The sequence below is a fragment of the Acidovorax sp. ACV01 genome (assembly GCF_014851495.1).
GTDB classification, from domain to species: Bacteria; Pseudomonadota; Gammaproteobacteria; order Burkholderiales; family Burkholderiaceae_C; genus Acidovorax; species Acidovorax radicis.
The window spans coordinates 260,446-285,310 of record NZ_JACUZT010000008.1; the positions used below are offsets into that span (position 1 = coordinate 260,446).

General features: G+C 65.6%; 22 protein-coding genes and 1 rRNA gene. 8 read left to right on the forward strand and 15 right to left on the reverse strand.

Translation table 11 applies throughout. From position 1 onward, the window contains the following. Window positions 1-133: 133 nt before the first annotated feature. The 9 genes from IB243_RS22145 to argS all read right to left on the reverse strand — a co-directional run bounded on the left by IB243_RS22145 (window position 134) and on the right by argS (window position 8,783). On the reverse strand, window positions 134-619 hold the full coding sequence (locus IB243_RS22145) for a putative toxin-antitoxin system toxin component, PIN family (protein ID WP_192429388.1): 486 nt from the start codon (window positions 617-619) through the stop codon (window positions 134-136). Next, window positions 609-1,901 (reverse strand): class I SAM-dependent RNA methyltransferase, encoded by a 1,293-nt coding sequence (locus IB243_RS22150; protein WP_192429389.1) that lies wholly within the window; start codon window positions 1,899-1,901, stop codon window positions 609-611. Before IB243_RS22150 ends, IB243_RS22145 begins: the two co-directional genes overlap by 11 nt. After that, the gene (locus IB243_RS22155) at window positions 1,898-2,380 is read right to left on the reverse strand and encodes a thioesterase family protein (RefSeq protein ID WP_192429390.1); all 483 of its coding nucleotides are present in this window, start codon (window positions 2,378-2,380) and stop codon (window positions 1,898-1,900) included. Before IB243_RS22155 ends, IB243_RS22150 begins: the two co-directional genes overlap by 4 nt. Before the next feature lie 84 nt (window positions 2,381-2,464). After that, entirely contained in the window at window positions 2,465-4,054 is a 1,590-nt protein-coding gene (locus tag IB243_RS22160; protein WP_192429391.1) for an RNA polymerase factor sigma-54, read from the reverse strand. Continuing rightward, window positions 4,054-4,797, reverse strand: a complete 744-nt coding sequence (gene lptB, locus IB243_RS22165; RefSeq protein WP_192429417.1) for an LPS export ABC transporter ATP-binding protein — start codon at window positions 4,795-4,797, stop codon at window positions 4,054-4,056. The genes IB243_RS22160 and lptB overlap by 1 nt, the downstream gene beginning before the upstream one ends. Before the next feature lie 65 nt (window positions 4,798-4,862). Continuing rightward, entirely contained in the window at window positions 4,863-5,516 is a 654-nt protein-coding gene (gene lptA, locus IB243_RS22170) for a lipopolysaccharide transport periplasmic protein LptA (protein WP_192429392.1), read from the reverse strand. A 108-nt stretch (window positions 5,517-5,624) separates the two neighbouring features. Further along, window positions 5,625-6,281, reverse strand: coding sequence for a thiol:disulfide interchange protein DsbA/DsbL (locus IB243_RS22175; protein ID WP_010466431.1), 657 nt, complete (start codon window positions 6,279-6,281; stop codon window positions 5,625-5,627). Window positions 6,282-6,347: 66 nt separating this feature from the next. Next, complete coding sequence (locus tag IB243_RS22180; RefSeq protein ID WP_192429393.1) at window positions 6,348-6,995, reverse strand: SPOR domain-containing protein; 648 nt, start codon at window positions 6,993-6,995, stop codon at window positions 6,348-6,350. Window positions 6,996-7,004: 9 nt separating this feature from the next. Continuing rightward, the gene (argS, locus tag IB243_RS22185) at window positions 7,005-8,783 is read right to left on the reverse strand and encodes an arginine--tRNA ligase (protein ID WP_192429394.1); all 1,779 of its coding nucleotides are present in this window, start codon (window positions 8,781-8,783) and stop codon (window positions 7,005-7,007) included. Between the two features lie 79 nt (window positions 8,784-8,862). On the opposite strand from argS, the gene IB243_RS22190 reads away from it, so the two are divergent. Both IB243_RS22190 and IB243_RS22195 read left to right on the forward strand, forming a co-directional pair. Next, a complete protein-coding gene (locus tag IB243_RS22190; protein ID WP_192429395.1) occupies window positions 8,863-9,384 on the forward strand; it encodes a hypothetical protein in 522 nt (173 codons plus the stop codon). Window positions 9,385-9,530: 146 nt separating this feature from the next. Further along, the gene (locus IB243_RS22195; protein WP_010466435.1) at window positions 9,531-9,836 is read left to right on the forward strand and encodes a PsiF family protein; all 306 of its coding nucleotides are present in this window, start codon (window positions 9,531-9,533) and stop codon (window positions 9,834-9,836) included. A 78-nt stretch (window positions 9,837-9,914) separates the two neighbouring features. Here IB243_RS22195 and IB243_RS22200 read toward each other — a convergent pair whose 3' ends face one another. Further along, on the reverse strand, window positions 9,915-10,361 hold the full coding sequence (locus IB243_RS22200; protein ID WP_057230028.1) for a DUF2214 family protein: 447 nt from the start codon (window positions 10,359-10,361) through the stop codon (window positions 9,915-9,917). Window positions 10,362-10,581: 220 nt separating this feature from the next. Continuing rightward, a complete protein-coding gene (locus IB243_RS22205) occupies window positions 10,582-11,949 on the reverse strand; it encodes a dicarboxylate/amino acid:cation symporter (RefSeq protein ID WP_010466437.1) in 1,368 nt (455 codons plus the stop codon). 230 nt (window positions 11,950-12,179) lie between these two features. On the opposite strand from IB243_RS22205, the gene IB243_RS22210 reads away from it, so the two are divergent. Beyond that, window positions 12,180-14,852, forward strand: coding sequence for a PAS-domain containing protein (locus IB243_RS22210; RefSeq protein WP_192429396.1), 2,673 nt, complete (start codon window positions 12,180-12,182; stop codon window positions 14,850-14,852). A gap of 144 nt (window positions 14,853-14,996) precedes the next feature. Here IB243_RS22210 and IB243_RS22215 read toward each other — a convergent pair whose 3' ends face one another. The 3 genes from IB243_RS22215 to IB243_RS22225 form a co-directional block, all read right to left on the reverse strand. Next, entirely contained in the window at window positions 14,997-15,641 is a 645-nt protein-coding gene (locus tag IB243_RS22215; protein WP_192429397.1) for a response regulator transcription factor, read from the reverse strand. Between the two features lie 29 nt (window positions 15,642-15,670). After that, entirely contained in the window at window positions 15,671-16,603 is a 933-nt protein-coding gene (locus IB243_RS22220) for a LysR family transcriptional regulator (protein ID WP_192429398.1), read from the reverse strand. 136 nt (window positions 16,604-16,739) lie between these two features. After that, a complete protein-coding gene (locus IB243_RS22225) occupies window positions 16,740-18,665 on the reverse strand; it encodes an acyl CoA:acetate/3-ketoacid CoA transferase (RefSeq protein WP_192429399.1) in 1,926 nt (641 codons plus the stop codon). Window positions 18,666-18,929: 264 nt separating this feature from the next. On the opposite strand from IB243_RS22225, the gene IB243_RS22230 reads away from it, so the two are divergent. From IB243_RS22230 to IB243_RS22250, 5 genes are all read left to right on the forward strand, one after another. Further along, a complete protein-coding gene (locus tag IB243_RS22230; RefSeq protein ID WP_192429400.1) occupies window positions 18,930-21,140 on the forward strand; it encodes a malate synthase G in 2,211 nt (736 codons plus the stop codon). A 317-nt stretch (window positions 21,141-21,457) separates the two neighbouring features. Next, window positions 21,458-21,703, forward strand: a complete 246-nt coding sequence (locus tag IB243_RS22235) for a cysteine-rich CWC family protein (protein WP_192429401.1) — start codon at window positions 21,458-21,460, stop codon at window positions 21,701-21,703. Window positions 21,704-21,842: 139 nt separating this feature from the next. Continuing rightward, a complete protein-coding gene (locus IB243_RS22240; protein WP_010466444.1) occupies window positions 21,843-22,031 on the forward strand; it encodes a 4-oxalocrotonate tautomerase in 189 nt (62 codons plus the stop codon). A gap of 164 nt (window positions 22,032-22,195) precedes the next feature. After that, window positions 22,196-23,671: a DHA2 family efflux MFS transporter permease subunit gene (locus tag IB243_RS22245; RefSeq protein WP_192429402.1), complete on the forward strand. Its 1,476-nt coding sequence runs from the start codon at window positions 22,196-22,198 to the stop codon at window positions 23,669-23,671. Between the two features lie 206 nt (window positions 23,672-23,877). Then, a complete protein-coding gene (locus IB243_RS22250; RefSeq protein WP_192429403.1) occupies window positions 23,878-24,645 on the forward strand; it encodes a class II glutamine amidotransferase in 768 nt (255 codons plus the stop codon). Window positions 24,646-24,750: 105 nt separating this feature from the next. Here IB243_RS22250 and rrf read toward each other — a convergent pair. Then, window positions 24,751-24,863, reverse strand: a 5S ribosomal RNA gene (gene rrf / locus IB243_RS22255). Window positions 24,864-24,865 lie beyond the last annotated feature (2 nt).

The window sequence follows — 24,865 nt, forward strand, 5'->3', positions numbered from 1 at the left end:
TGGCGGTACAGCCCAGATCTTATGGTCTGACGTTCGCTCGAACTGACGCGCATCGAATGCAAGGTACGCGAAGAAGCCTGAGAGGACTAGAAAACCCAATGGTCCCATACCGATCCTTCCAGTGACGGTCGCATCAAGCCACTGCAGCGACGGACACTTCTTCCAGCACCACCTCCGTCGCCACATCCGCGCCCAAGCTCAACAACCGCTTGCGCATGCAGATCACCGCCTTGTCCTTGCTCAGCAAAATCGCCCGGTGCGCAGCCGCCAAGTCAATGAACTTCTGGTCGTCCGCATCCTTGCACACATAGGCCACCTTCGGCGCAATCTCCACCAGCAGTACCTGCGCGTCAAACGCACCCAGCACCTGCACGGCATCCACATGGTAGTAGTCCATGCGCTCCACGATGTGTGGATAGGCCAGCACACGCTCCAGTTCGTCGCGCATGACCTGCGTGGCAATCCATGACAGGCGCCCCTGGGCCAGCAGCGTGCGCAACGGCACGGTGCGCGGGTCGCTGAAGATCAGCAGGTCCAGCGCGACGTTGGTGTCCACCACCACGGTGCGCGCGGGCTCGCCCGCCGGGGCCTCGGCGGGCAGGCGCAGTTCAACCCGCATTGCCCGGACCGTTTTCTGGCGCTGCCTTTGCAGCGCGGTCGCGCACGGCGCCCTTGATCATGTCGAAGCGGAACATGCGGCATTCGATGGGGCCGTTCCACATCGGCACGCGGCGCGACTCCTTCAGGCGCATCTTGCCGGGCAGCTTGAGGTCGGGCGTGAGCATCCAGGCCGTCCAGCCGCTGTAGTTTTTCTTCCAGTGGGCGGCCAGCTGGCTGAAGAACTCGCCACCATCATCGGTGTGCGCAGCTTCGCGGCCCACGCTGGCGCCCAGGGCCCGCTCGGCCGCGCGTTCGTTGGCGTTCTGGCCAGCGGCACCGGCGGCGGCAATGCGCTCGCCATAGGGCGGGTTCAGCAGCATCACGCCGGGCTGGTCGCACGGCGGCATGCGCTGCAGGGCGTCGCCACCGCGCAGTTGCACGGCGTCGGCCACGCCCGCACGTTCGGCATTGCGCTGGGCAAAATCGACCATGCGGTGGGCCACATCACTGCCAAATATGGGCACAGCGCTTTTCTGTATTGCGCCTTCAGCTTCATTTTTAATAGCAGTCCAGACATGGGCCTGGAACGGCAGCAGTTTCTCGAACGCAAAGCGGCGCAGCATGCCCGCCGGGATGCGGCAGGCGATCTGTGCGGCCTCGATGGCGATGGTGCCACTGCCGCAGCAGGGGTCATACAGCGGTTGGGGGTTGTCACCGTGCGGGTCCCAGCCGCTGGCAGCGATCATGGCGGCGGCCAGGGTCTCCTTCAGCGGGGCGTCGCCCTTGTCCTCGCGCCAGCCACGCTTGAACAGCGGCTCGCCAGAGGTGTCGATGTAGATGGTGGCCTCTTCCGTGGTCAGGTGCAGGTGGATGCGCACGTCGGGCCACTGGGTGTTCACATCGGGGCGCACGCCGCTTTTGGCGCGAAAGCGGTCGGCCACGGCGTCCTTGACCTTGAGGCCCGCGAAGTTGAGGCTCTGCAGCGGGCTGTGCTGGGCGGTCACCTCGACCTTGAAGGTCTGGCGCGTGGTGAACCAGATTTCCCAGGCCACGTCGCTGGCGGCGGCATACAGGTCGTTTTCAGAACGGTAGGGGCGGTGCGCCAGCTGCACCAGCACGCGCTGGGCCAGGCGGCTGTGCAGGTTGAGCAGCAGCGCCTCGCGCCAGGACGCGCGCAGCAGCACGCCGCCACGGCCGACCAGCAGGTCTTGCCCCGTGAGGCCGGTGATGCCATGCACCTCGTCGGCCAGAAAGCCCTCCACACCGGCGGCGCAAGGGAGAAAAAGTTGGAGTTGATTCATGACGTTGGTGAGGATACGCGCTCGGAAAGTGCGTGTGAATCCGGCGTGCCCGCACGGGCCAGCAGCAACTGGCGGATGGAGTCCGGGATCGGCGCCACCTTGCGGTCGGCCTTGCCGATGAAAACGATGCCGATCTTGCCGCGCGCCACCTCGCGGCCCGAGGTCTTCTCGGTCATGCAAAAGACCAGGTCAAACCCATAGCGGTTGAAATCGGCAGGCGCCATATCCACGCGCATGGTCTCGCCGTGGAAGCCCTCGGACTTGTACTGCGCCACGATGTCGCCGACCACGATGGACAGGCCACCCACATCGGCCTCGGGGTAGCCCAGCGACTGGAAGAAGCGCACACGCGCTTCGGACACGAGGCTCAGCAGCTGCGCGTTGTCCAGGTGCCCGCCCTGGTTGACGTGGCTGATGTAGATCTGCATTTCGGTGGTGAATCCGAAGTGCGGGGGAAGGTCGAAGACGATGCGGGCCATGGCGGGGCGGCGGGTAGTAAAAAGACAATTGAACGGAAACACACAACCGGGCGCACACCCCTGCGTGCCCCTCTGCGAGTGGACCTACAGCGCCTTGCGCAGGTTGGCCGGCGCTATCTTGAGCGCCTCGCGGTACTTGGCTACGGTGCGGCGTGCGCATTCGATGCCCTGCTCCTTGAGCATCTCGGCGATCTGGCTGTCGGACAGCGGCTTGGCGGGGCTTTCTGCGGCCACAAACTGCTTGATGAGCGCGCGCACGGCGGTGCTGGATGCGTTGCCGCCGGTCTCGGTGCCCAGGCCCGAGCCAAAGAAGTACTTCAGCTCATACGTGCCAATCGGCGTGGCCATGTATTTGGCGGTGGTCACGCGGCTGATGGTGGATTCGTGCAGGCCCAGTTCGTCGGCAATGTCGCGCAGCACCAGTGGGCGCATGGCCAGCTCGCCGTGGGTGAAGAAGCTTTTTTGGCGCTCCACGATGGCGCGCGAGACGCGCAGGATGGTGTCAAAGCGCTGCTGGATGTTCTTGATGAACCAGCGCGCCTCCTGCAGGCGCTGCTGCATGCCCTGGTGGCCCTCGCCGCCCTTGTGGCCGCGCAGGGCACCGGCATAGATGTCGTGCACGCGCAGGCGGGGCATCACGTCGGGGTTGAGCGCGACGATGAAGTTGTGCTGGCCGTCACGGCCGTTGGCGCGTCCGGCTTTGCGCACGATGACGTCGGGCACGATGATGTTGCGCTCTACATCGGCAAAACGGCGGCCGGGGCGCGGCTCCAGCCGGGCAATGAGGGCCATGGCGGCGCGGGTGCGTTCCTCGCCGTCGCCACACAGCTGCGTCAGGCGGCGGATGTCGCGGCGGGCCAGCATCTCCAGCGGCTGCTGGCACACGCGCAGTGCGGTCTGCACGGTGTCGGGGTCGATCTCACTGTCTTCGTCCGCAGCCAGGGCCTTGAGCTGCAAGGTCAGGCATTCGGCCAGGCCGCGCGCGCCCACGCCGACGGGCTCCAGGCTCTGTAGCAGGCGCTGGGCGACGGTGAAGCGGTGCACCAGTTCCTCGATCTGCTCCAGGTCGTCGGGGCCGGCCAGGCCGATGGCCAGCTCTTCAAGCGGTTCTTCGAGGTAGCCGTCGTCGTTGAGCGATTCGATGAGAAAGCGCAGCGCGGCGCGGTCGATCTCAGACAAGCGCAGCGCCAGCGCCTGGCGGTGCAAAAAGGCGGTCAGCGATTCGTGCGAGCGGGCCAGTTCGGTTGCATCGGCCTCGTCGCCTTCGGAGTCGTTGCGGTTGCGGGCAGGCGCATCGCCGCCCCACTCGGCGTCGTTGGGCGCCATCTCTACCGTGCCGTCACCGCTCCAGTCGGGTTCGTCGGCACCCGCACTCGGCGTTTCAGCATCATTTTGGCCCTCAGCGCTTGTATTGCTTGCGCTGGTAGCTCCTGAAAAAATAGCATCATCGGCGCTGTACTCATCGGGCTGCGCGGGCGTGTCGGCGGCTTCGAGGCCAAACTCCTCGCGCGGAGCTTCGTCGGCATTGCGTTCGAGGAACGGGTTTTCGTCGAGCATCTGCTCGACTTCCTGCGAGAGTTCGAGCGTGGACAACTGCAGCAGCCGAATGGACTGCTGAAGCTGGGGGGTCAGTGCAAGATGCTGCGAGACGCGCAGCGAGAGTCCAGGCTTCATCACATGCGGAAATGTTCGCCCAGGTACACCCGGCGCACTTCGGCGTTGTCCACGATCTCGGACGGCGTGCCCTGGGCCAGCACTCGGCCATCGCTGATGATGAAGGCGTGGTCGCAGATGCCCAGCGTTTCCCGCACGTTGTGGTCGGTGATGAGCACACCGATGCCGCGCGCCTTCAGGAAGCCGATGATGCGCTGGATCTCGATCACGGCGATGGGGTCGATGCCCGCAAAGGGCTCGTCCAGCAGGATGAAGCGCGGTTGTGTGGCCAGGGCCCGGGCGATCTCGACGCGGCGGCGCTCGCCGCCGGACAGCGCCATGGCGGGCGAGGCCCGCAGGTGGTCCACGCGCAATTCTTGTAGCAGGGCCGTGAGGCGGTCTTCGATGGCTTCGCGCGCGAGTGGCTGGCCGTCCTCGCCACGCTGCAATTCCAGCACGGCGCGTACGTTCTCTTCGACCGTGAGTTTGCGAAAGATCGAGGCTTCCTGAGGCAGGTATGACAGGCCCAGGCGCGAACGCCGGTGGATGGGCATGTGGGCCACCGAATGGCCGTCGATGCGGATATCGCCCTCGTCACTGCGCACCAGCCCTACGATCATGTAAAACGAGGTGGTCTTGCCCGCGCCGTTGGGGCCCAGCAGCCCCACGACCTCGCCCTTTTGCACCACCAGCGACACATCCTTGACCACCTTGCGGCTGCCATAGGACTTTGCCAGGTGCTGCACCTCCAGGCGGCTACCCATCTGGGAATCAGGCCCCAAGCGGCTGCCCGCCTGGGCGTCAGGTCCGGTACTCACGACAGGCCCACTCACTTGGCGCCGCCGCCAAGGCTGTTGCTGGGGCGCAGTGCCGGTGCCGAGGCCGGGGGAGACGCCTCGGGAGCCACCGCTGCAGGGGGTGGGTCTTTGGGTGCCAGCACGGCGCGCACTCGGCTGCCCGGTGCGGGGGCATCGCCTGCGGCGTTGGTGGTGGTGCGCTTGCCGTCCACCGAGAACACGTCGGTCAGATTGTTGTAGACGATCACGGCACCCGTGATTTCGTCGCTGAGCACGGCGCCCCGGTAGCGGCGCAGCTCGGCACGGGTGATGAAGCGCACGTTGTCGGCCTTGCCGTCGTACTCGATGACCTCGCTCTCGCCTTCGATGAACTCGTCGGGCGCGCCAGCCAGGGTGTCGCGTTTTTGCCGGAAGAAGGCGCGCTTGCCGGGTTCGGCCGTGACCACGCCGTACTGGTAGCCGTCGGCGTCTTGGCGCACATCCAGCCGCGCACCGCGCAGCACGATGGAGCCCTTGGTCATGACCACGCGGCCAGAGAAAACGCTGGTCTGCTTGAGTTCATCGTGGCGCAAAGCGTCCGCCTCGATGTTCATGGGCTTGGCGCGGTCGGCCTTTTCGGCATGGGCCACACCCAGGGTGCAGGCCAGGGCCGCGAGCAGGAGGATCGGAAGGAGGCGATGGTTCATAGGGCACGAATCTTGCAATCATTGTAGCCACCCCGTCGCATTCCTCCATGAAAAAAGCCCGCAGGTGCGGGCTTTAACCAAGAGGACGGGGCGGTCGGCAGAAAACCGTCAGCCTTTGCGGGCCACCGCCGCCAGATGTTCCACCACCTGCAGCACGTTTTGCATGTTGCCGGCCATGGTGCCATCGGTGTAGAACTTGCCAGCCACGCCCATCGACGGCACGCCCTCTACGCCGTAGGCATCCTGCAGTTGCGACGCACGGCGAACCTGGTTGGACACAGTGAACGAGCCGTAGATTTCCTTGAACTTGGCGGCATCCACACCCTGCTGGGCCACCCAGGCAAAAATTTCATCGTCCTTGGCCAGCTTCTGCTTTTCCACATGGATGGCACGGAACACTTTGGCATGAAGGGCTTCGAGCTTGCCCATGCCTTCCAGGGCGTAGTAGAGCTTTTGCTGCGGCACGAAGCTCGCGTTGAAAGCCACGGGCATGCGGCGGATGGAAAGGTCCTTGGGAGCGGCCTTCACCCAGGCATCGAGCGTGGGCTCAAAGGCGTTGCAATGGGGACAGCTGTACCAGAAGAACTCGATCACATCGACCTTGCCCGCAGGCGCATCGGGCGCCACGGGCTTGTCCAGCCGCCGGAAGTCCTTGCCCTCCTTGAACTGGCGGGCCTGCGCCAGCGCGGGGGTGGCCACTGGCAGCGTCAGGGCGGAAGCGGCAACCGCCGAAGCGGCGGACAAAGAAAACTCACGGCGTTTCATGACAAAGACTCTCCTGTTACAGGTCTGGGGGATGTGAGCCATGCCCCCGCAAAAAGTTCAGAGCAGCTAGCGCTGCACGCGCACCAGCGCCGACTCCACCCCGGCGCCATCGAGCTTCTCCTTGAGCTGCTCGGCATCGTCGCGCTTGGTGAACGGGCCCACACGTACACGAAAAACGGCCCGGCCATTCTGTTCGCGTTCGCTCACGCGGGCCTCCCAGCCCAGCATGGCCAGCTTGGCGCGCTGGGCGTCGGCATCGACTTGGGTGCGGAATGCCCCGGCCTGCACAAAGTAGTCAAATGGGTCCAGATTGCCCTTGGCGGCCGCCTTGGCCACCGCCAGATCCCCCAGTGGGTCCGCGCCCGGCTTGGTTTCGGCCTTGGCCTCGGGCTTGCTGGCAGCAGGTTTGGGTGCGGACGCCGCGGCACGGACATCTGGTGGCGGCGCTGCCGCGGCAGGGGCCGATGCGACGGTGGCCGCAGGCGGCGCGGGCGCGCGCGCCGGGTTTTTGCCATACAGCGGCGAGTTCGGGTCCCAGTTCTTGTTCTTCTGGGATTCGGCAGCGTCCATGTCCACGCCCCGGCCGTTGCCCTTGTTGAGAAAGGGCACCGGTACCTTGGCCACATACACGGCCACCGCCAATGCGGCGCCCAGGCCCACGATGACCCCCACGATGAAGCCGATGATGGTCCCGCCCGTCTGTTGTTTCTTCATAGTGACTGCTTACATTCTGGCTGGAGCCGACACGCCCAGCACGGCCAGGCCATTGTGCAATACCTGTGCGGTGGCCGCGACCAGCGCCAGGCGGGCCTTCTTCAAGGCTTCGTCGTCGACCAGGATGCGCTCGGCATCGTAGTAGCTGTGGTAGCTGGCGGCCAGGTCGCGCAGGTAGAAGGTGACGTCGTGCGGGGCCTCCCCGTCGGCGGCGGCCGTGAGCATCTCGGGGTACTTGGCCAGTTGCAGCATCAGCGCCTGGGCGGGTGCGCTGTCAAGGCAAGACAAGTCCGCCGCATACAGTTCGGAAGTCACCTTACCCAACAGCTCCACACGCACCTGCTCCTCGGAGATGGCCAGCAAGCTTGCCTGGGCAGTGACGATTTCCTCAGTGAAGCCCCGTTCGCGCAACAGCACCGAGCAGATACGCGCGTGGGCGTACTGCACGTAGTACACCGGGTTGTCGTTGTTCTGCGCGACGGCCAGGTCCACGTCGAAGGTGTACTCGGTGTCGGGCTTGCGGCTCAAGAGGAAGAAGCGGACCGCGTCCTTGCTGGTCCATTCGATCAGGTCGCGCAGCGTGACGTAGCTGCCCGCGCGCTTGCTGATCTTGACCTCTTCGCCGCCCTTGACCACGCGCACCATGGTGTGCAGCACGTAGTCGGGGTAGCCCTGCGGAATGCCCACGTCGGCCGCCTGCAGCCCGGCGCGCACGCGGGCGATGGTGCCGTGGTGGTCGGTGCCCTGGATGTTGACGACCTTGGTGAAGCCGCGCTCCCACTTGGCGATGTGATAGGCCACGTCGGGCACGAAGTAGGTGTACGTGCCATCCGTCTTACGCATGACCCGGTCCTTGTCGTCGCCGTAGTCCGTGCTTTTCAGCCACAGCGCGCCGTCCTGCTCGTAGGTCTTGCCGTTGGCGACGAGCTTGTTCACCGTGGCATCCACGCGGCCGCTGGTGTACAGGCTCGATTCCAGGTAGTACTCGTCGAACTTGAGGTTGAAGGCCTGCAGGTCCTTGTCCTGCTCATTGCGCAGGTAGGCCACGGCGAACTGGCGGATGGATTCGAGGTCTTCCACATCGCCGCTGGCGGTGAACTCGCGGTCGTCGGCCTTGACGGTCTTCTTCGCGAGGAAGTCGTTGGCGATCTCCTGGATGTACTCGCCGTTGTAGAACGCCTTGGACGCCGGGTTCTCCGGGTCGGTGGGCCAGCATTCGTCACCGGGCTTGAAGCCCTTGGCGCGCAGCTGGGTGCTAGTAGTGAGCGTCTGGATCTGCACGCCCGCGTCGTTGTAGTAGAACTCGCGGTGCACGTTCCAGCCCTGGGTGCTGAACAGGTTGCAGATCGCGTCGCCCAGGGCCGCCTGGCGGCCGTGGCCCACGTGCAGGGGCCCGGTGGGATTGGCCGAGACGAACTCGACCAGCACGCGCTGGCCGTTGTCCTTTTGGTAGCCAAAGCGCTCGCCAGCGGACAGCACCTCGCGCACTACTTCCTGCTTGGCGGCGGGCTTGAGGCGGATGTTCAGAAAGCCCGGGCCGGCGATCTCGATGGCATTGACCCAGCGGGCGAAGGCCGGCGTGGCCTCCAGCGCCGCCTTGAGCTGTTCGCCCAGCGCACGCGGGTTGAGCTTGAGCGGCTTGGCCAGCTGCATGGCGGCGGTGCAGGCGAAATCGCCATGCGCGGCCACTTTGGGGGATTCGAACGCAGCGCGCCCCGCAGAGCCGGGCGACAGTTTTTCCAGCTCGCCGGCCAGGGCCGCGAGCAATTCATTTTTTGCAGTGAGCATCGGCGGATTTTACGGGGGCCGCCAACCTGCCAGCCAAAGGCACAATAAGCGCCAGCCCCCATCCAACAGGACATTGCGCATGCAGCCCCATCCCATCCTGCTGTATCGACGCCGCTGGACCCTGTTTTTTCAGGTGCCTTTTGCGGTGTTGATGGCCGTCCTTACGGCCTATGCCATCTTCATGGCGTTGGTGTTTGACGACCGGCTGTTCACCGTCTTGTTTTCGTTTGCCGCTTTCTGCACGTTCTGTCTTGCGTGGACGCTGGGCCGGGGCGCCCTGGAGGCGCACAAAAACAGGGAGCCTGCGGTGGTCATCGACGAAACGGGCATCACCGACTTGCGGGACGAGGACCCGCAACCCGTGCCCTGGGAGGCCATGGAGCGTGTGCGCCTTGATAGCGAAGATCGCATCGTGGTCAGGCTGCATACCTCGGACAAAGTCTCTGCGTTGCGTGTCATCTCCCAGGCCCTGCAACGCTGGCAACAAGGCGGCGATGTGGTGGTTTCGCTGGCGGGACTGGCGCACAACCCGCACATCCTGCAGCGCACGCTGAGCACATTTCACAAGGCCGCCGCAGCCTCGGCGCAAACGCCCAGGTGAATGCGGAGACAAGTGCGCCAAGGAATGCGCCACGCAATCACACCACAAACGCATCGCCGCACGGCTTTTCCGCGTTGTCCCGCGCTGCGTTCTATGGTGCAATTCCGCCGGGACCCACCAATAACGCATTCACTCCAGGAGCTTCCATGAAACAGCTGATTTCCCTGACTGCACTCGGCCTGGCCCTGACCCTGGGCGCAGGCGCGCACGCCGCCGAAGACGCCAAGGCGCCGACCAAGCAACAATCCAAGATGGCCACCTGCAACGCCGACGAAAAGGCCAAGACGCTCAAGGGCGACGAGCGCAAGGCGTTCATGAAGGAATGCCTGTCTGCCAACAAGCAAGAGAAGCAGCAGACCAAGATGAAGACCTGCAACGCCGACGAAAAAGCCAAGACGCTCAAGGGCGACGAACGCAAGGCCTTCATGAGCGAGTGTTTGAAGAGCAAGTAAGCCCAGCACCCCGCCCACAAAAAAAGCCGCTGCCCGTTTCGGGTCAGCGGTTTTTTTGTGCGTGGCGGAGTGTACGAACTACCAGCCCCGCGCCCAGAACACCGCGATCACCGCCACCACGGGCAGCACATGCGACTGGATCATCACCAGGCGGCGCACCTTCTTCACCTCCAGTGCGTCGGGCAGGGCGCCCGTGGCCCGCAGGTTGCCGCGCCAGCGCCTAAACATGATGGACGGCCAGATCGACAGGATGGCCATGGCCACCACGATGGTGATCTTGATGTGAAACATGGGCTGGGACACATACCAGGACATGCCCTTGATGCCCCAGGCCAGGCGCGCCAGGCCACTGGCAATCATCAGCACGGCGGCCACGCCGTAGATCACGTCCAGCCGGGCCAGTCGCTCGACCACGGCGGCATTCATCCATTCCATGCGGCACAGGGCAGCCTGGCTCGAAAGAAAGACCACAAAGGTCAGGATGGCCACCAGGTGCAGGGCGGCGAGTACGGCTTCGAGGGTCATAGGGTTCCTTTGCAATACCCCCGTGCCTTGAGTGCGAGCGACCTTTCAGAAACCGGGGCGGCTGCCATTGTGCTTGAGGCGTGCGGGAGAAAGTCGCCTCGCTGTCGCACGCGGCCTGCCTGTGTTCATGCGAAGCCGCAGCTTCGGGGAAGTCGAAACGAAAAAGCGGTGCAAGCCCGAGAGCCTGCACCGCCTGGATGAAGCACTGAAGACCGCGCGATCAGGCCACCGTGCGGGCCATCGCACCTACCGGCACATCTGCGGCCACCACCGGCTCCGCCACCGAGGCTGGGGCTGGCAGGGGATGGCCGTTCAGTGCGGCGTCCAGGCGTTCATGGTCCAGCGCGTTTTCCCAGCGCGAGACGACCACGGTGGCCACCGCATTGCCAATGAAGTTGGTCAGCGAGCGGCATTCGCTCATGAAGCGGTCCACCCCCAGGATCAGCGCCATGCCGGCCACGGGCACTTCGGGCACCACCGCCAGCGTGGCGGCCAGGGTGATGAAGCCCGCGCCGGTCACGCCCGCCGCGCCCTTGGAGCTGAGCATCGCCACCAGCAGCAGCGCCACCTGGTGGCCCAGCGTCAGTTCGGTGTTGGTGGCCTGGGCGATGAACAGCGCGGCCAGCGTCATGTAGATGTTGGTACCGTCCAGGTTGAACGAGTAGCCCGTAGGCACCACAAGGCCCACCACCGACTTGCTGCAGCCGGCCTTTTCCATCTTCTCCATCAGCGAAGGCAAAGCCGACTCGGACGACGAGGTGCCCAGCACCAGCATCAGCTCGGCCTTCAGGTAGCGGCACAGCTTGAACACCGAGAAACCGCACAGCCGGGCCACAAAGCCCAGGATGACCACCACAAACAGCAGCGAGGTGATGTAGAACGAGCCCACCAGCCACGCCAGGTTGACGAGCGAGCCCAGGCCGAACTTGCCAATGGTGAACGCCATGGCACCGAACGCACCGATGGGCGCGGCCTTCATCACGATGCCCACCACCTTGAACACAGGGGTCGTCAGGGCTTCCAGGAAGTTCTGCACCGGGCGGCCTGCCTCACCCACCATGGCCAGGCCGATGCCGAACAGCACGGCCACCAGCAGCACCTGCAGGATGTTGTCGCCCACGAACGGGCTGACCAGCGTCTTGGGGATGATGTCCATCGCAAAGCCGGTGAGCGACATCTCGTGCGACTTGGCCACGTAAGTCTTCACGGCCGTCTGGTCCAGGTCGGCCGGGTTGATGTTCATGCCCGCGCCGGGCTGCACCACGTTGGCCACCACCAGACCGACCACCAGGGCCAGCGTGGAGAAGAACAGGAAATACGCCATGGCCTTGCCAAACACGCGGCCCACGGTGGAGAGCTGCGACATGCCCGCGATGCCGGTCACGATGGTCAGGAAGATCACCGGGGCGATGATCATCTTGACCAGCTTGATGAACGCATCACCCAGCGGCTTGAGCGCCTCGCCATAGGCGGGCTCGAAATGGCCCAGCAACACCCCCAGAACGATGGCGACCACCACCTGGAAATACAGTTGCCGGTAAAAGGGCAGCCGCACGGGGTGGGCTGTGGGGGCGGAAATGGCGTGCATGGATGTCTCCTGAAATCACGAAGGACTGCACCACCGGGGTGCGTCGAGGTGGCCGTTTGTACCGCTGCACGCTGTTTGAGCCGATAACCTATTGGTATTAGTCGCTGGCACCGCCATAGGGCACCGCTTGCCCCAATATAGGGAAAACCCCTAGCACTTGGGCAAGGTGCGGCACACTCGCTCCCCGCAACATCTCAGCCTCTGGACTGCGCCAGGAACCCCTTTTCCCCATGACGACGCCCCGCCTCCGAAAATTCTGGACCCTGCTGATCCTCCTGGGGGGCATGGTGGGCAGCATGCTCGCGGCCGGCCAGTGGGCCTGGCAGCGTTCATTGCACGACGAAAACAGCAGCGTACAGAGCCAGCTGGCCCTGTATGGCCAGGCGCTGGCCCAGCGCATCGACCGCTACCGCACCCTGCCCGAGGTACTGGCCCTGGACGCGCAGCTGCGCGATGCCCTGAGCCGCCCCCTCAGCACCACCGACGTGGAGCAGCTCAACCACAAGCTGGAGCAGGCCAACGGGGCCAGCCAGTCGTCCACGCTCACGCTGCTCAACCGCGACGGCCTGGCCCTCGCGGCCAGCAACTGGCGCACGGCCACGAGCAATGTGGGCGTGGACTACAGCTTTCGCCCCTATGTGCAGCAGGCGCTGGCGCAGGGGCGCGGCAGCTTCTACGGCATCGGCGTGACCACGGGCGAGCCCGGCTACTTCCTGTCGCAGGCCATCCGCGACAACAGCGGCCACACGCTGGGCCTGGTGGTCATCAAGATCGCCCTGCAGGAACTGGAGCGTGAATGGCTGCAGACGACGGACATCGTGCTCGCCTCGGACGCACATGGGGTGGTCTTCCTGGCCAGCCAGGACGTGTGGCGCTACCGCCTGCTGGAGCCACTGGACGACGAGGATCGCCGCGAGCTGAACGCCACCCGGCAATACGCCGAGCAGCCGCTGCGCCCGCTGGAATACCGCGTGGTGGAAACCATGGACCACGGCGGCCGGCTGGTCAGCGTACAGGCCCCCGCCCTGGCCGGCCGCGTGCTATGGCAGACCCAGCAACTGCCCGGCACCCCATGGCAGCTGCACCTGCTGCACGAGACACACAACAGCTTCGCGGACAGCCGCTGGGCCGCTGCGGCGGGCGCGGGCGGCTGGCTGGCGCTCGGCCTGCTGGTGCTGTTCGTGCGCCAGCGCCAGCGCCTGTCCAGCCTGCGCCAGCGCAGCCGCCAGGAGCTGGAAACCGTGCTGCACCAGCATGCCCAGGAACTGCGCACCGCACAGGACGGCATCGTGCAGGCGGCGCAGCAGGCCGCACAGCAGACCGATACGGGGCTGTCGCGCAGCCTGGAACACCTGCCGCAGGGCGTGGTCATCATCGACGCCGACCTGAACCTCGTGGCCTGGAACTCGCGCTACGTGCAGCTGTTTCGCTTTCCCGGCGACCTGATGCGCGTGGGCCAGCCGATTGCCAACCTGCTGCGCCACAACGCGCGCCGGGGCCTGCTGGGGCCTGGCCCGGTGGACGAGGCCATTGCACGCCGGCTGGCCCATCTGCGCAGCGGCACGCCGCACCTGCACGAAAGCGCCAAGGACGACGGCACGGTGCTGGAGATCCGGGGCAACCCACTGCCCGAAGGCGGCTTTGTGACCAGCTACGCCGACATCACCAGCTACAAGAACGCCGCGCGCGAACTGCGCAGCCTGGCCGACGCGCTGGAGCAGCGCGTGGCCGACCGCACGCGCGACCTGGATGCCGCCCGGCGCGAAGCCGAGCAGGCCAACCGCTACAAGACCCGCTTTGTGGCGGCCGCCGTGCACGACCTGCTGCAGCCGCTGAACGCCGCGCGCATGTTCACCTCGCTGCTGCGCGGCCACCTGCAGGGCGAGGCCGAGCGGCATGCGGTGGACAGCATCGACGGCGCGCTGGCCTCGCAGGACGCGATCCTCAACAGCCTGCTGGACATCGCGCGCATGGAGTCGGGGCAGCTCGACGTGCGCGTGCGCGATGTGGCGCTGGGCCCGCTGCTGCAGGTGCTGGGCCACAACTTTGGCGTGCTGGCCGAAAGCCAGGGCCTTGCACTGCGCTGCGTGCCCACCACCGCGGTGGTCCGCACCGACGAAAACCTGCTGCGCCGCATCCTGCAGAACTTTGTCTCCAACGCCATTCGCTACAGCCGGCACGGGCGCATCGTGGTGGGCTGCCGCCGCGAGGGTGACCACCATGTCCGCATCGAGGTGCATGACCAGGGCCCGGGCATCCCCGAGGCACTGCAGCGCGAGATCTTCGAGGAGTTCCGCCGCCTCGACGAGGGCCAGGGCGGCGACCGGGGCGCAGGCCTGGGCCTGGCCATTGTCGAGCGCCTGGGCCGCCTGCTGGGCCACCCGATCGGACTGCGCTCGCAGCTGGGGCGGGGCAGCGTGTTTTCGGTGCGCGTGCCGCTGGGCGACCCGGCCGCCGTGCAACCCATCGGCCCCGCCACCACGTTGCCCGAACAGGGTGACGACGCCCCACTGCACGGCAGCAGCGCCTGGGTGATCGAGGACGACGGCCCCACCTGCGCCGCCACCCGGGCCCTGCTGGAACGCTGGGGCTGCCAGGTGCCGCTGGCCGCTGGCGCGCCCGAAGCGCTGGCCCAGGCCCAACCCGGCCAAGCCCCGCAACTGGTGCTGCTGGACGTGCACCTGGGCCCCGGCCACCATGGCCCCGATGTCTATGCCACGCTGTGCCAGCGCTGGGGACAGACGCCCGCCGTGATCCTGGTCACGGCCGAGCGCGACGCCACCTTGCGCCGCCAGGCCGCCGAACGCGGCTGGGGCTTTCTGGCAAAGCCGGTGCGGGCGCCAGCGCTGCGGGCGCTGATGAGCCAGACGTTGTTGCGGCTGAGGCAAGGGTCATCCCCCTGAGCCGCTGGCGCGGCATCTCGCGCATCGCGCCGGGCCCCGTTGTGAGGCAGCAATCGAATCGCTCCATTTTTGATAGCAATAAGCGCTTTTCACATAAGCGCTAGCGGCCTTTTTACTCAAGAAATTGCCACAAACTACCGTCCATCAATCCGAAACACCGTCCTCCGTCTCCAGGCTTTTGACCAGCACCGCAGCCTGTGTGCGGCTGTAGCACGCGAGCTTCTTGAGGATGGCGGTGACATGCACCTTGACGGTGTTCTCGGCCAGGCCCAGTGCGGCGGCGATCTGCTTGTTGAGCAGCCCGTCGGCCAGGCACAGCAGCACGCGGAACTGCTGGGGCGTGAGCTGCGCCAGCCGCGCGGCCAGTTCGGCGTCGGCCTCGGAGCGCTCGGCCGCCATGGGCGGGAACCCGCTGCCGCCGTCGAGCACGGCCTGGATGGCGTCGCCCATGGCGTCGGCGGGCGCGGACTTGGGGATGAAACCCGCCGCACCAAACTGCTGCGCGCGCCGGATGACACGCGGGTGGTCGTTGGACGAAATGATCACCACCGGCAGCTCGGGGTATTCGCCGCGCACATGCAGCAGGGCCGAGAAGCCGCGTGTGCCGGGCATGCTCAGGTCCAGCAGCACGAGCTCGATCTCCGGGTGCTCCTGCAGCGCCGTGCCCAGCGTGGCGGCGCTGGCCGCCTCCAGCGTGCGGTACTGGGGCAGCCGTTCGCGCAGCACGTGCAGCACGGCCGCGCGGAACAGCGGGTGGTCGTCAGCGACGAGGAGCGTGGGCTCGGACATGGAATGTGCAGTCTGCCACGGGGCGGTGGTCAGCCGCCCTGGGGACCTTTCCAGAACGCGGGCTGTGCGTACTGGTGCTTCAGGAAGTCGATCCACAGCCGCACGCGCAGCGGCAGGTGTTTGCGCTGGGGGAAGACCACGTAGATGCCGTTGGGCGGCGCGGCGAAATCCTCCAGCACCGCGACCAGGCGGCCGGCGGCGATCTCGGCCTCGACCTCCCAGGTGCTGCGCCAGGCGATGCCCCAGCCGCCCAGGCACCAGTCGTGCAGCACCTGGCCGTCGGAGCAGTCGAGCGGCCCCCCGGGCTTGAGGTGCATGACCTCCGTGGCGCCATCCGCAAGGGGCACCCGGAACGCCCAGCCGCGGGTCTGCGATGCGTCGCTCGACAGCGTGAGGCAGTCGTGCTGCACCAGCTCGGCCGGGGCGCGCGGGGTGCCGCGCCGGGCCAGGTATTCGGGCGTGGCCACACACAGGCGGCGGTTGTCGGCGATGCGCACGCTCACCAGCGACGAGTCGGGCAGGTCGCCCACGCGCACGGCGCAGTCAAAGCCTTCGCCCGCCAGGTCCACCACGCGGTCGCTGAGGTTGAGGGAGATGGTCACGTCGGGGTGCGCCGAGCGAAAACGCGGCACCAGCGGCGCCACATGGCGGCGGCCAAAACCAGCCGGGGCGGTGATACGCAAATGGCCCGTGGCCTTGACCCCGCCTTCGGACACGCTGGCCTCGGCATTCGCCACGTCGGACAGCAGGCGCTGGCAGTCTTCCAGAAACGCGCTGCCCTCGTGCGTGAGGCTGATGCGGCGGGTGGTGCGCACCAAGAGCTTCACGCCCAGGTGCTCTTCGAGCGCATCCAGCCGACGGCCCATGATGGCGGGTGCCACGCCCTCGGCCTTGGCGGCTGCCGTGAGGCTGCCGCGCGTGGCCACCGACACAAAGGATTCGAAGGCCTTGAGTTTGTCCATGGGCGGTGATTATGGAGACATCGGTGGGGGGCCGGGCAGCCGCGCCGCACGGCACGCTATGCACACTGGTTTTTAGAGAAAAAACAGGCTCCAGCGCTTTATGGACATGCGCAATTAGCTATTATTTATATAGCAATCAAAGCAAGCGCGACTTCAAGAATCCCACCGTGCCATAGCGCTTGACCTCCGCATAGTGGTCGCGCGTGAGGCCCTGCACCATGGCCGCGTAGGCATCGGCCAGGTCGGGCACGATGGTGAAGTGGTCGTAGTTCACGATCACCCCCACGCGCTCGCCCTTCAACGCGAGGGGGGCGAGCAGGCGGCGCACCTCTTGCTCGATGGCGTCGATGGTGGTGGCCGTGTTGATCTGCAGGCCCGAGAAGTCGATGTGCAGCAGCTGGCGCGCAGCGTCCAACTCGAAGCGCTGCACCAGCGGACGATTGAGCAGCTGCTCGCGCAAGCCCAGCGGGCCGGGCTCGAAGAGGCGCAGGTCCATGGTCTGCAGGCCGGGGCTGATGCGCGGCGTGAATGCCATGTGGGCCAGCACGTCGCGGTGCAGGTCGATGCCGGGCGCCAGCTCAATCAGCTCCAGCGCGCCGCTGCCATCCGCCTCGCCCGAGGGCACCAGGCGGAACACGCAGCGCTCGGTCACATACAACACGCGCTGGCCGCGCCGCAGGGCTTCGGCGCCGCTGAAGGTTCGGTGCTCGACCTCGCGCACCAGCTTGCGCGCGCCGCCTTCGTGGAGGATGTGCAGGTGGCCGTCGACCGCCTCGACCTGCAGCGCGCCCGCCGTGAAGGTGCCGACAAACACCACGGTTTTGGCGTTCTGGCTGATGTTGATGAAGCCGCCCGCACCCGCCAGGCGCGGGCCAAACTTGCTCACGTTGAGGTTGCCGTGCTGGTCGGCCTGCGCCAGGCCCAGGATGGCGATGTCCAGGCCGCCGCCGTCGTAGAAGTCGAACTGGTTGGGCTGGTCGATGATGGCCTGCGGGTTCACGGCGGCGCCGAAGTTGAGGTCCCCGGCGGGGATGCCGCCGATCACGCCGGGCTCGGCCGTGAGCGTGACCAGGTCGATGATGCGCTCCTCGGCCGCCACGTTGGCCACGCCCTCGGGCATGCCGATGCCCAGGTTGACGACCTGGTGCGGGCGCAGCTCCAGCGCCGCGCGGCGGGCGATGATCTTGCGCTCGGTGAGCGGCATGGCCTCGAGCGTGTCCACGGGCACACGCAGCTCGCCCGCGAACGCGGCGCTGTAGGGCTCGGCAAAGGTCTGGTGGTGGTGCGCGGGCTCGGTGGCCAGCACCACGGCGTCCACCAGCACACCGGGCACCTTCACCTGCCGGGGGTTGAGCGTGCCGCGCTCTGCAATGCGCTCGACCTGCGCGATGACCACACCGCCTGAATTGCGCGCCGCCATGGCGATGGCCAGCGCTTCGAGCGTGAGCGCCTCGCGCTCCATGGTGAGGTTGCCGTCCGCGTCGGCCGTGGTCGCGCGGATGATGCCCACGTGGATGGGGAAGGCCTTGTAGAACAGGTAGTCCTGCCCGTCGATGGGGAGGATACGCACCATGTCTTCGGTGGTGCGCGCGTTGAGCTTGCCGCCGCCGTGGCGCGGGTCCACGAAGGTGTCCAGGCCCACGCGCGTGAGCGTGCCGGGCTTGCCGGCGGCGATGTCGCGGAACAAATGCGTGATCACGCCCTGCGGCAGGTTCCAGGCCTCGATCTGGTTGTCCACCGCCAGTTTCTGGATGCGCGGCACCAGGCCCCAGTGCCCGCCGATCACGCGCTTGAGCAGGCCGGCGTGGCCCAGGTGGTTGAGCCCGCGCTGCTTGCCATCGCCCTGGCCTGCCGCGTAGACCAGCGTGAGGTCGCGCGGGGTTTGTGTGGCCTCCCAGCGCTGGGCCAGCGCCACGGCGATGCTCTCGGCAAACCCGATGCCCACAAAGCCGCCGGTGGCCACGGTGTCGCCGTCATGGATGAGTTGCACTGCGTCGGCGGCGCTGACGATCTTGTTCTTGTAGGCAGCGTTCAGCGCGCCAGCGGCCAGGGGTGCCTGCATGGTTTTGTCTCCCGTTGGGGTTATTTTTTGCGCCGGGCTCTCCGTCCTTCGCCCCGGCACTTGGCGCAGCGTAGTGCTTTACCAGTCGCTGCGCCATTCCGTGCAATTACGGACTGTCACCAGTTTTGCTTAAAAGTCATTGGTTTCGAGATTTTCAGCGTATTTATGTGGGCAAACATTTGCAATACAGTCTGACTCATGGGGTCCACCCGTGTGGGCCCTGCTGCTTTTTCCCCATTCACCTTCAAGACCCAAGGCACCCCCATGACCGACCGCACCGCAATCCACGGCCTGCAAGTGGCCACCTCCCTGTACCGCTTTGTCGACGACAAGGTGCTGCCCGGCACGGGTGTCGATGCCGCGTCGTTCTGGAAGGGTTTTGACGCCATCGTGGCCGATCTGGCCCCGCGCAACATCGCCCTGCTGGCCGAGCGCGACCGCCTGCAGACCGAGCTCGACACCTGGCACAAGGCCAACCCCGGCCCCATCAAGGACATGGTGGCCTACCGCGGCTTCCTGGAAAAGATCGGCTACCTGGTGCCTCAGCCCCCAGATGTGAAGGCCACCACGGCCAACGTAGACGACGAGCTGGCCACCCAGGCCGGCCCGCAACTGGTGGTGCCCATCCTGAACGCCCGCTACGCGCTGAATGCCGCCAACGCACGCTGGGGCAGCCTGTACGACGCGCTGTACGGCACGGACGCCATCCCCGAGACCGACGGTGCCGAAAAGGGCAAGGGCTACAACCCGGTGCGCGGCGCCAAGGTGATCGCGTTTGCACGCCAAGTGCTGGACGACACCGCGCCGCTGAGCACGGGCTCTCACAAGGACTCGACCGGCTACAAGGTCGAAGGAGGCCAGCTGGTGGTGTCTCTTGCCAATGGCAGCACGTCGGGCCTCAAGGACGCATCGCAGTTCAAGGGCTACCAGGGCAACGCCGCAGCACCTTCTTCAGTGCTGCTGCAGCACAACGGCCTGCACCTCGATATCCAGATCAACCGCGCAACGCCCATCGGCCAGACCGATGCCGCGGGCGTGAGCGACCTGGTGCTGGAAGCGGCCCTGTCCACCATACTGGACCTGGAAGACTCCGTGGCCGCCGTGGACGCCGAGGACAAGGTGCTGGGCTACAGCAACTGGCTGGGCATCATCCAGGCCACGCTGACCGAGCAGGTCGCCAAGGGCGGCAAGACCATCACGCGCGGGCTGAACCCCGACCGCGTCTATACCGGCCCGGCCGGTGGCGAAGTGCGCCTGCATGGCCGCTCGCTGATGTTCCTGCGCAACGTGGGCCACCTGATGACCAACCCGGCCATCCTGTGGACCGACGCGCAGGGCACACAGCGCGAGATCCCCGAAGGCATCATGGACGCGGTAGTGACCACGGCCATCGCGCTGCACGATCTGCAAGGGCACGGCAAAGACGGCATCCGCAACTCCCGCAAGGGCAGCGTCTACATCGTCAAGCCCAAGATGCACGGCCCCGCCGAGGTGGGCTTTGCAAGCGACCTGTTCGGCCGCGTGGAGCAACTGCTGGGCCTGCCTGCCAACACCGTGAAGCTGGGCATCATGGACGAGGAGCGCCGCACGTCCGTCAACCTGAAGGCCTGCATCGCCGCCGCGTCGGCCCGCGTGGCCTTCATCAACACCGGCTTCCTGGACCGCACGGGCGATGAGATGCACACCGCCATGCACGCCGGCCCCATGGTGCGCAAGGGCGACATGAAGACCAGCGCCTGGATCCAGTCGTACGAGAAGAACAATGTGCTGGTGGGACTCTCCTGCGGCCTGCGCGGCAAGGCGCAGATCGGCAAGGGCATGTGGGCCATGCCCGACCTGATGGCCGAGATGCTCAAGCAGAAGATCGCCCACCCCAAGGCCGGTGCCAACACCGCCTGGGTGCCCAGCCCCACGGGTGCCACGCTGCACGCACTGCACTACCACCAGGTGAAGGTGAGCGACATCCAGATCGAGCTGGAAAAGACCGACGCCAACGCCGAGCGCGACAACCTGCTGACCGGCCTGCTGACCGTGCCCGTGAGCGCCAACCCCCACTGGAGCGACGCCGAGAAGCAGCAGGAGCTGGACAACAACGCCCAGGGCATCCTGGGCTACGTGGTGCGCTGGGTGGACCAGGGCGTGGGCTGCTCCAAAGTGCCCGACATCCACAACGTGGGCCTGATGGAAGACCGCGCTACGCTGCGCATCAGCAGCCAGCACATGGCCAACTGGCTGTTGCACGGCGTGGTGACACCTGCCCAGGTCAAGGAAACCTTCGAGCGCATGGCTGCGGTGGTGGACGGCCAGAATGCCGGCGACCCGCTGTACCAGCCCATGGCGGGCCACTTTGACACCAGCTACGCCTACCGCGCAGCGCTGGACCTGGTGCTCAAGGGCGAAGAGCAACCCAGCGGCTACACGGAGCCACTGCTGCACGCCTGGCGCCTGAAGCTGAAAGCGGCACGGGCGGCCTGAGCGGAGGCTGTGGAGCGCGCGAGGGCATGGGGCGCGCGTTACAAAGAGTGATTACTCTTTTTTGATAGCAGCTAGCGCATGATAGTCAAGCGCCAGCTGCTATTTTTGCTTGAATTTTCCCTCACCACCTCTCGACCGCACTGCACGGAACCCAAGCCGGTCGACTGAAATGTCGCAGGCCTGAGGGAACCGGCCCCGGTGAGAGGCAGCCCAGGCAGGCCGGCTCCGCATCGGCGCCTGCGCTTGCGCCGTACACTGGCTCACGACATGCTGGCATTCGCGGGCATGCCGCCCCCCCTCAACGCGCCCCATCTGCCATGACCTCCCGCTCGCTCAACGCGGCCGACGCGGCCGCAGCATCCGTCTGCCCCCTGTGTGGGCAGGCGAACCTTTGCGCGATCGCCGCAGGGCAGCCCGCCGAGAGCTGCTGGTGCATGGCCCCCCACACCATCGCCCCCGAGGCACTGGCCGCCCTGCCACCCGAGCAGCGGGGCAAGACCTGCATCTGCCCGGCCTGCGGGTCATCCGGGGGGCTGCCACCACCGCAGCCCGCGTCGATATGATTTCGCCTTTGTTTTTATTTTTGTTGTGCCTTTCGCAAAACAGGCCTCAGGCAAGCGGCTCACCCCAAGGCGAGACGGCTGTCGCATCCTGATTTGCATAAGTCCTGTTTGTTCACCCCCCTACTGCAAGGAAGCTGACATGCCCACGTACCACGTCGAAATGATGGAAGGCCGCACGGTCGAACAAAAAAAGAAACTGGTGGAGGAAATCACCCGCGTCTCCGTCGAAATACTGGGCGGCTCGCCCGAGTCGGTGGACATTCTGATCACCGACATCAAGCGGGAGAACTGGGCCACAGGTGGCAAGCTCTGGTCCGAAAGGACTTGAAGGCAACCCCCTGAGGCACTGCCCACCGCCCCCTTCTCTCGACTCGCTGCGCGATTCGGGAAGGGGGATACGCGGGGAGTGCAGGGGGACGGCCCTCGCGTGGGTTTACGCATTTTTGACAGCCGTAGCCTCTCAGACCGGATAGTTGCCCCGAGACCCGCCCCATGACCACGCAGCCGCCCTCAGGATCCCTCGCCGTATTGCGGGAACGCTACGGAGAGCGCTACCGCTGGCTGGTGTTGCTGTCCGTCATGGTGGGCACGATGGCGTCGATCATGTCGTCCACCATCGTGAACGTGGCCATCCCCGACATGAGCCACTACTTCACGCTGGGCCAGGAACGGGCGCAATGGGTCACATCGGGGTTCATGGTCGCAACCACGGTCTCGATGCTCACCACACCCTGGCTGCTGTCGCGCTACGGGTACCGCGCCACCTACGTGGGCGCCATGTTGCTGCTGCTGGCGGGTGGCATTGGCGGCGGACTGGCCCAGGACTTCGGTCTGGTGCTAGTCGCCCGGGTGGCGGAGGGCCTGGCGGCAGGCGTTGTTCAACCCATCCCGGCCGTCATCATTCTTTACGCCTTCAAGCCCCACGAGCAGGGGCGTGCCAGCGGCATCTTTGGCATGGGCGTTGTGCTGGCACCCGCCATCGGGCCCAGCATCGGGGGTCTGCTGGTGGACTGGTTTGGCTGGCGCTCCATCTTCTTCATGGTCGTGCCACTGTGCCTGGCGTCCATTGCGCTGGCCTATAAATTTGTGCCCGTCACCGCGCCCGGTGGCGTGGAGGCCAATCGCCAGGGAGAGGCGTTGGACTGGCGCGGCCTGCTTCTGGGCACCGTGGGCACGCTGTGCCTGCTCAATGGACTGGTGTCGTTGCATGGCGGCTCCGCATCCGAGGCCGGGATCTTGTTGCTGGGCGCGGTGGTGGCAGTGGGCTGCTTCATCGCCTGGCAGCGCACGCTCCTTCGCAGGGGGCGCAAGCCGTTAATGGATCTGCGCCTGTTCCAGTACCGACAGTTTGCGATGGGCAGCGTGGTGGCCTTCATCTATGGCACGGCGTTGTTTGGCTCGACGTATCTGCTGCCGGTGTTCATGCAGCTGGGTCTGGAGCTGTCCGCCTCGCACGTGGGCACACTCATGCTGCCCGCCGGTTTTGTCCTCGCGGCCACCATCGCCGTGGTGGGCCGCCTCGCAGACCGGCAGCCGACCCACCTCCTCGTCAGCATCGGCCTGGGTTTGCTGGCGCTGTCCTTTGGATTGATGGTGTTCGTGGGGCTGAACTCTTCACTGTGGATGCTGGTCGCCTTTGCCATTCTGGGGCGCATTGGCCTGGGGTTCATCCTGCCTTCGCTGAATCTGGGCGCCATGCGACCCCTGGACAAGTCGCTGATCTCCCAAGGCTCCAGTGCCATCGGTTTTCTGCGCATGCTCGGGGGTGCTGCAGGCGTGAGTCTTTGCGGCATCGTCCTCGAGTGGCGGCTGGGTGCCCACGGTGCATCGCTGGCAGCCGGAGCCAGCAACACGGCACGGATCGCCGCTTTCGGTGAGACTTTTTTGATGCTGACCTTTTTGTGTTTGCTGGCCTTGGTGGCGGCATGGCAATTGCGCGAGGCGAGTTCCTCTGCGCATGGCGCCTGATCCGCTCGATCGTGCGGGTCAAGGAGGTGTTCGGTACTGCTCAGCCCACAAGCTGCTTGCGCGTCCACACTTTTCCCACAGCGCCCACCGTCATGGCGCTATAAACGGAGTGGCTGTTTGCCTTTCCTTTTTGCGGCAATAGCTGAAACCGGTGGATTGCCAGCCATCTCCCATTCTCACCACCCAGCCGAAACGGAATTCAAGCCATGTGCCAACTGCTCGGCATGAACTGCAACGTGCCCACCGATGTGACTTTCAGCTTCACGGGGTTTGCACAACGTGGTGGAAAGACCGACCACCACAGCGACGGCTGGGGAATTGCCTTCTTCGAAGACAAGGGGCTGCGGCACTTTGTGGACCATCTGGCGGCGGTGGACTCCCCAGTGGCGGAGCTGATCCGCCGCTATCCGATCAAGAGCAAGAACGTTATCGCACATATCCGCAAAGCGACCCAGGGAGTGGTCAGTCTGCAAAACTGCCACCCCTTTGTGCGTGAGCTATGGGGGCGCTACTGGGTGTTTGCCCACAACGGTGATCTCAAGGATTTTCGACCGCGTCTGCACTCGCATTTCCGGCCCGTGGGAGATACCGACAGTGAGCATGCCTTCTGCTGGATCATGCAGGAACTGGCCAAGTCACATGCCAGCGTGCCCTCCATTTCTGAGCTGACATTGACACTCAAGGAATTGGCGGCCCACATATGCCCACGCGGGACGTTCAATTTCCTGCTGTCCAACGGCCAGGCGCTGTGGAGCCATGCATCGACGAGCCTGTACTACATAGAGAGGCGGCACCCGTTCGGGCAAGCCCAGCTGAGCGACGAAGACGTTCGGCTGGATTTCTCTCGAGAGACCAGCGAGAAGGACGAAGTGGCAGTGATCGTGACGAGCCCGCTGACGACCAACGAGACGTGGACAGCCTTTGGCAAGGGAGAACTGCTGGTATTCGAGCAAGGCCGGCGGCTGAGCCTCTGAGCCTCAATGAATGAAGCACTTTGGATGTCACCGTTCCAAAGAATTTCACGCCCCCAAAGCAAAAAACCCCAGTCATTGCTGACTGGGGTTTTCTGGGCTGTAAGAGCCTGACGATGACCTACTTTCACACGGGAACCCGCACTATCATCGGCGCAAAGTCGTTTCACTGTCCTGTTCGGGATGGGAAGGAGTGGGACCAACTTGCTATGGTCATCAGGCA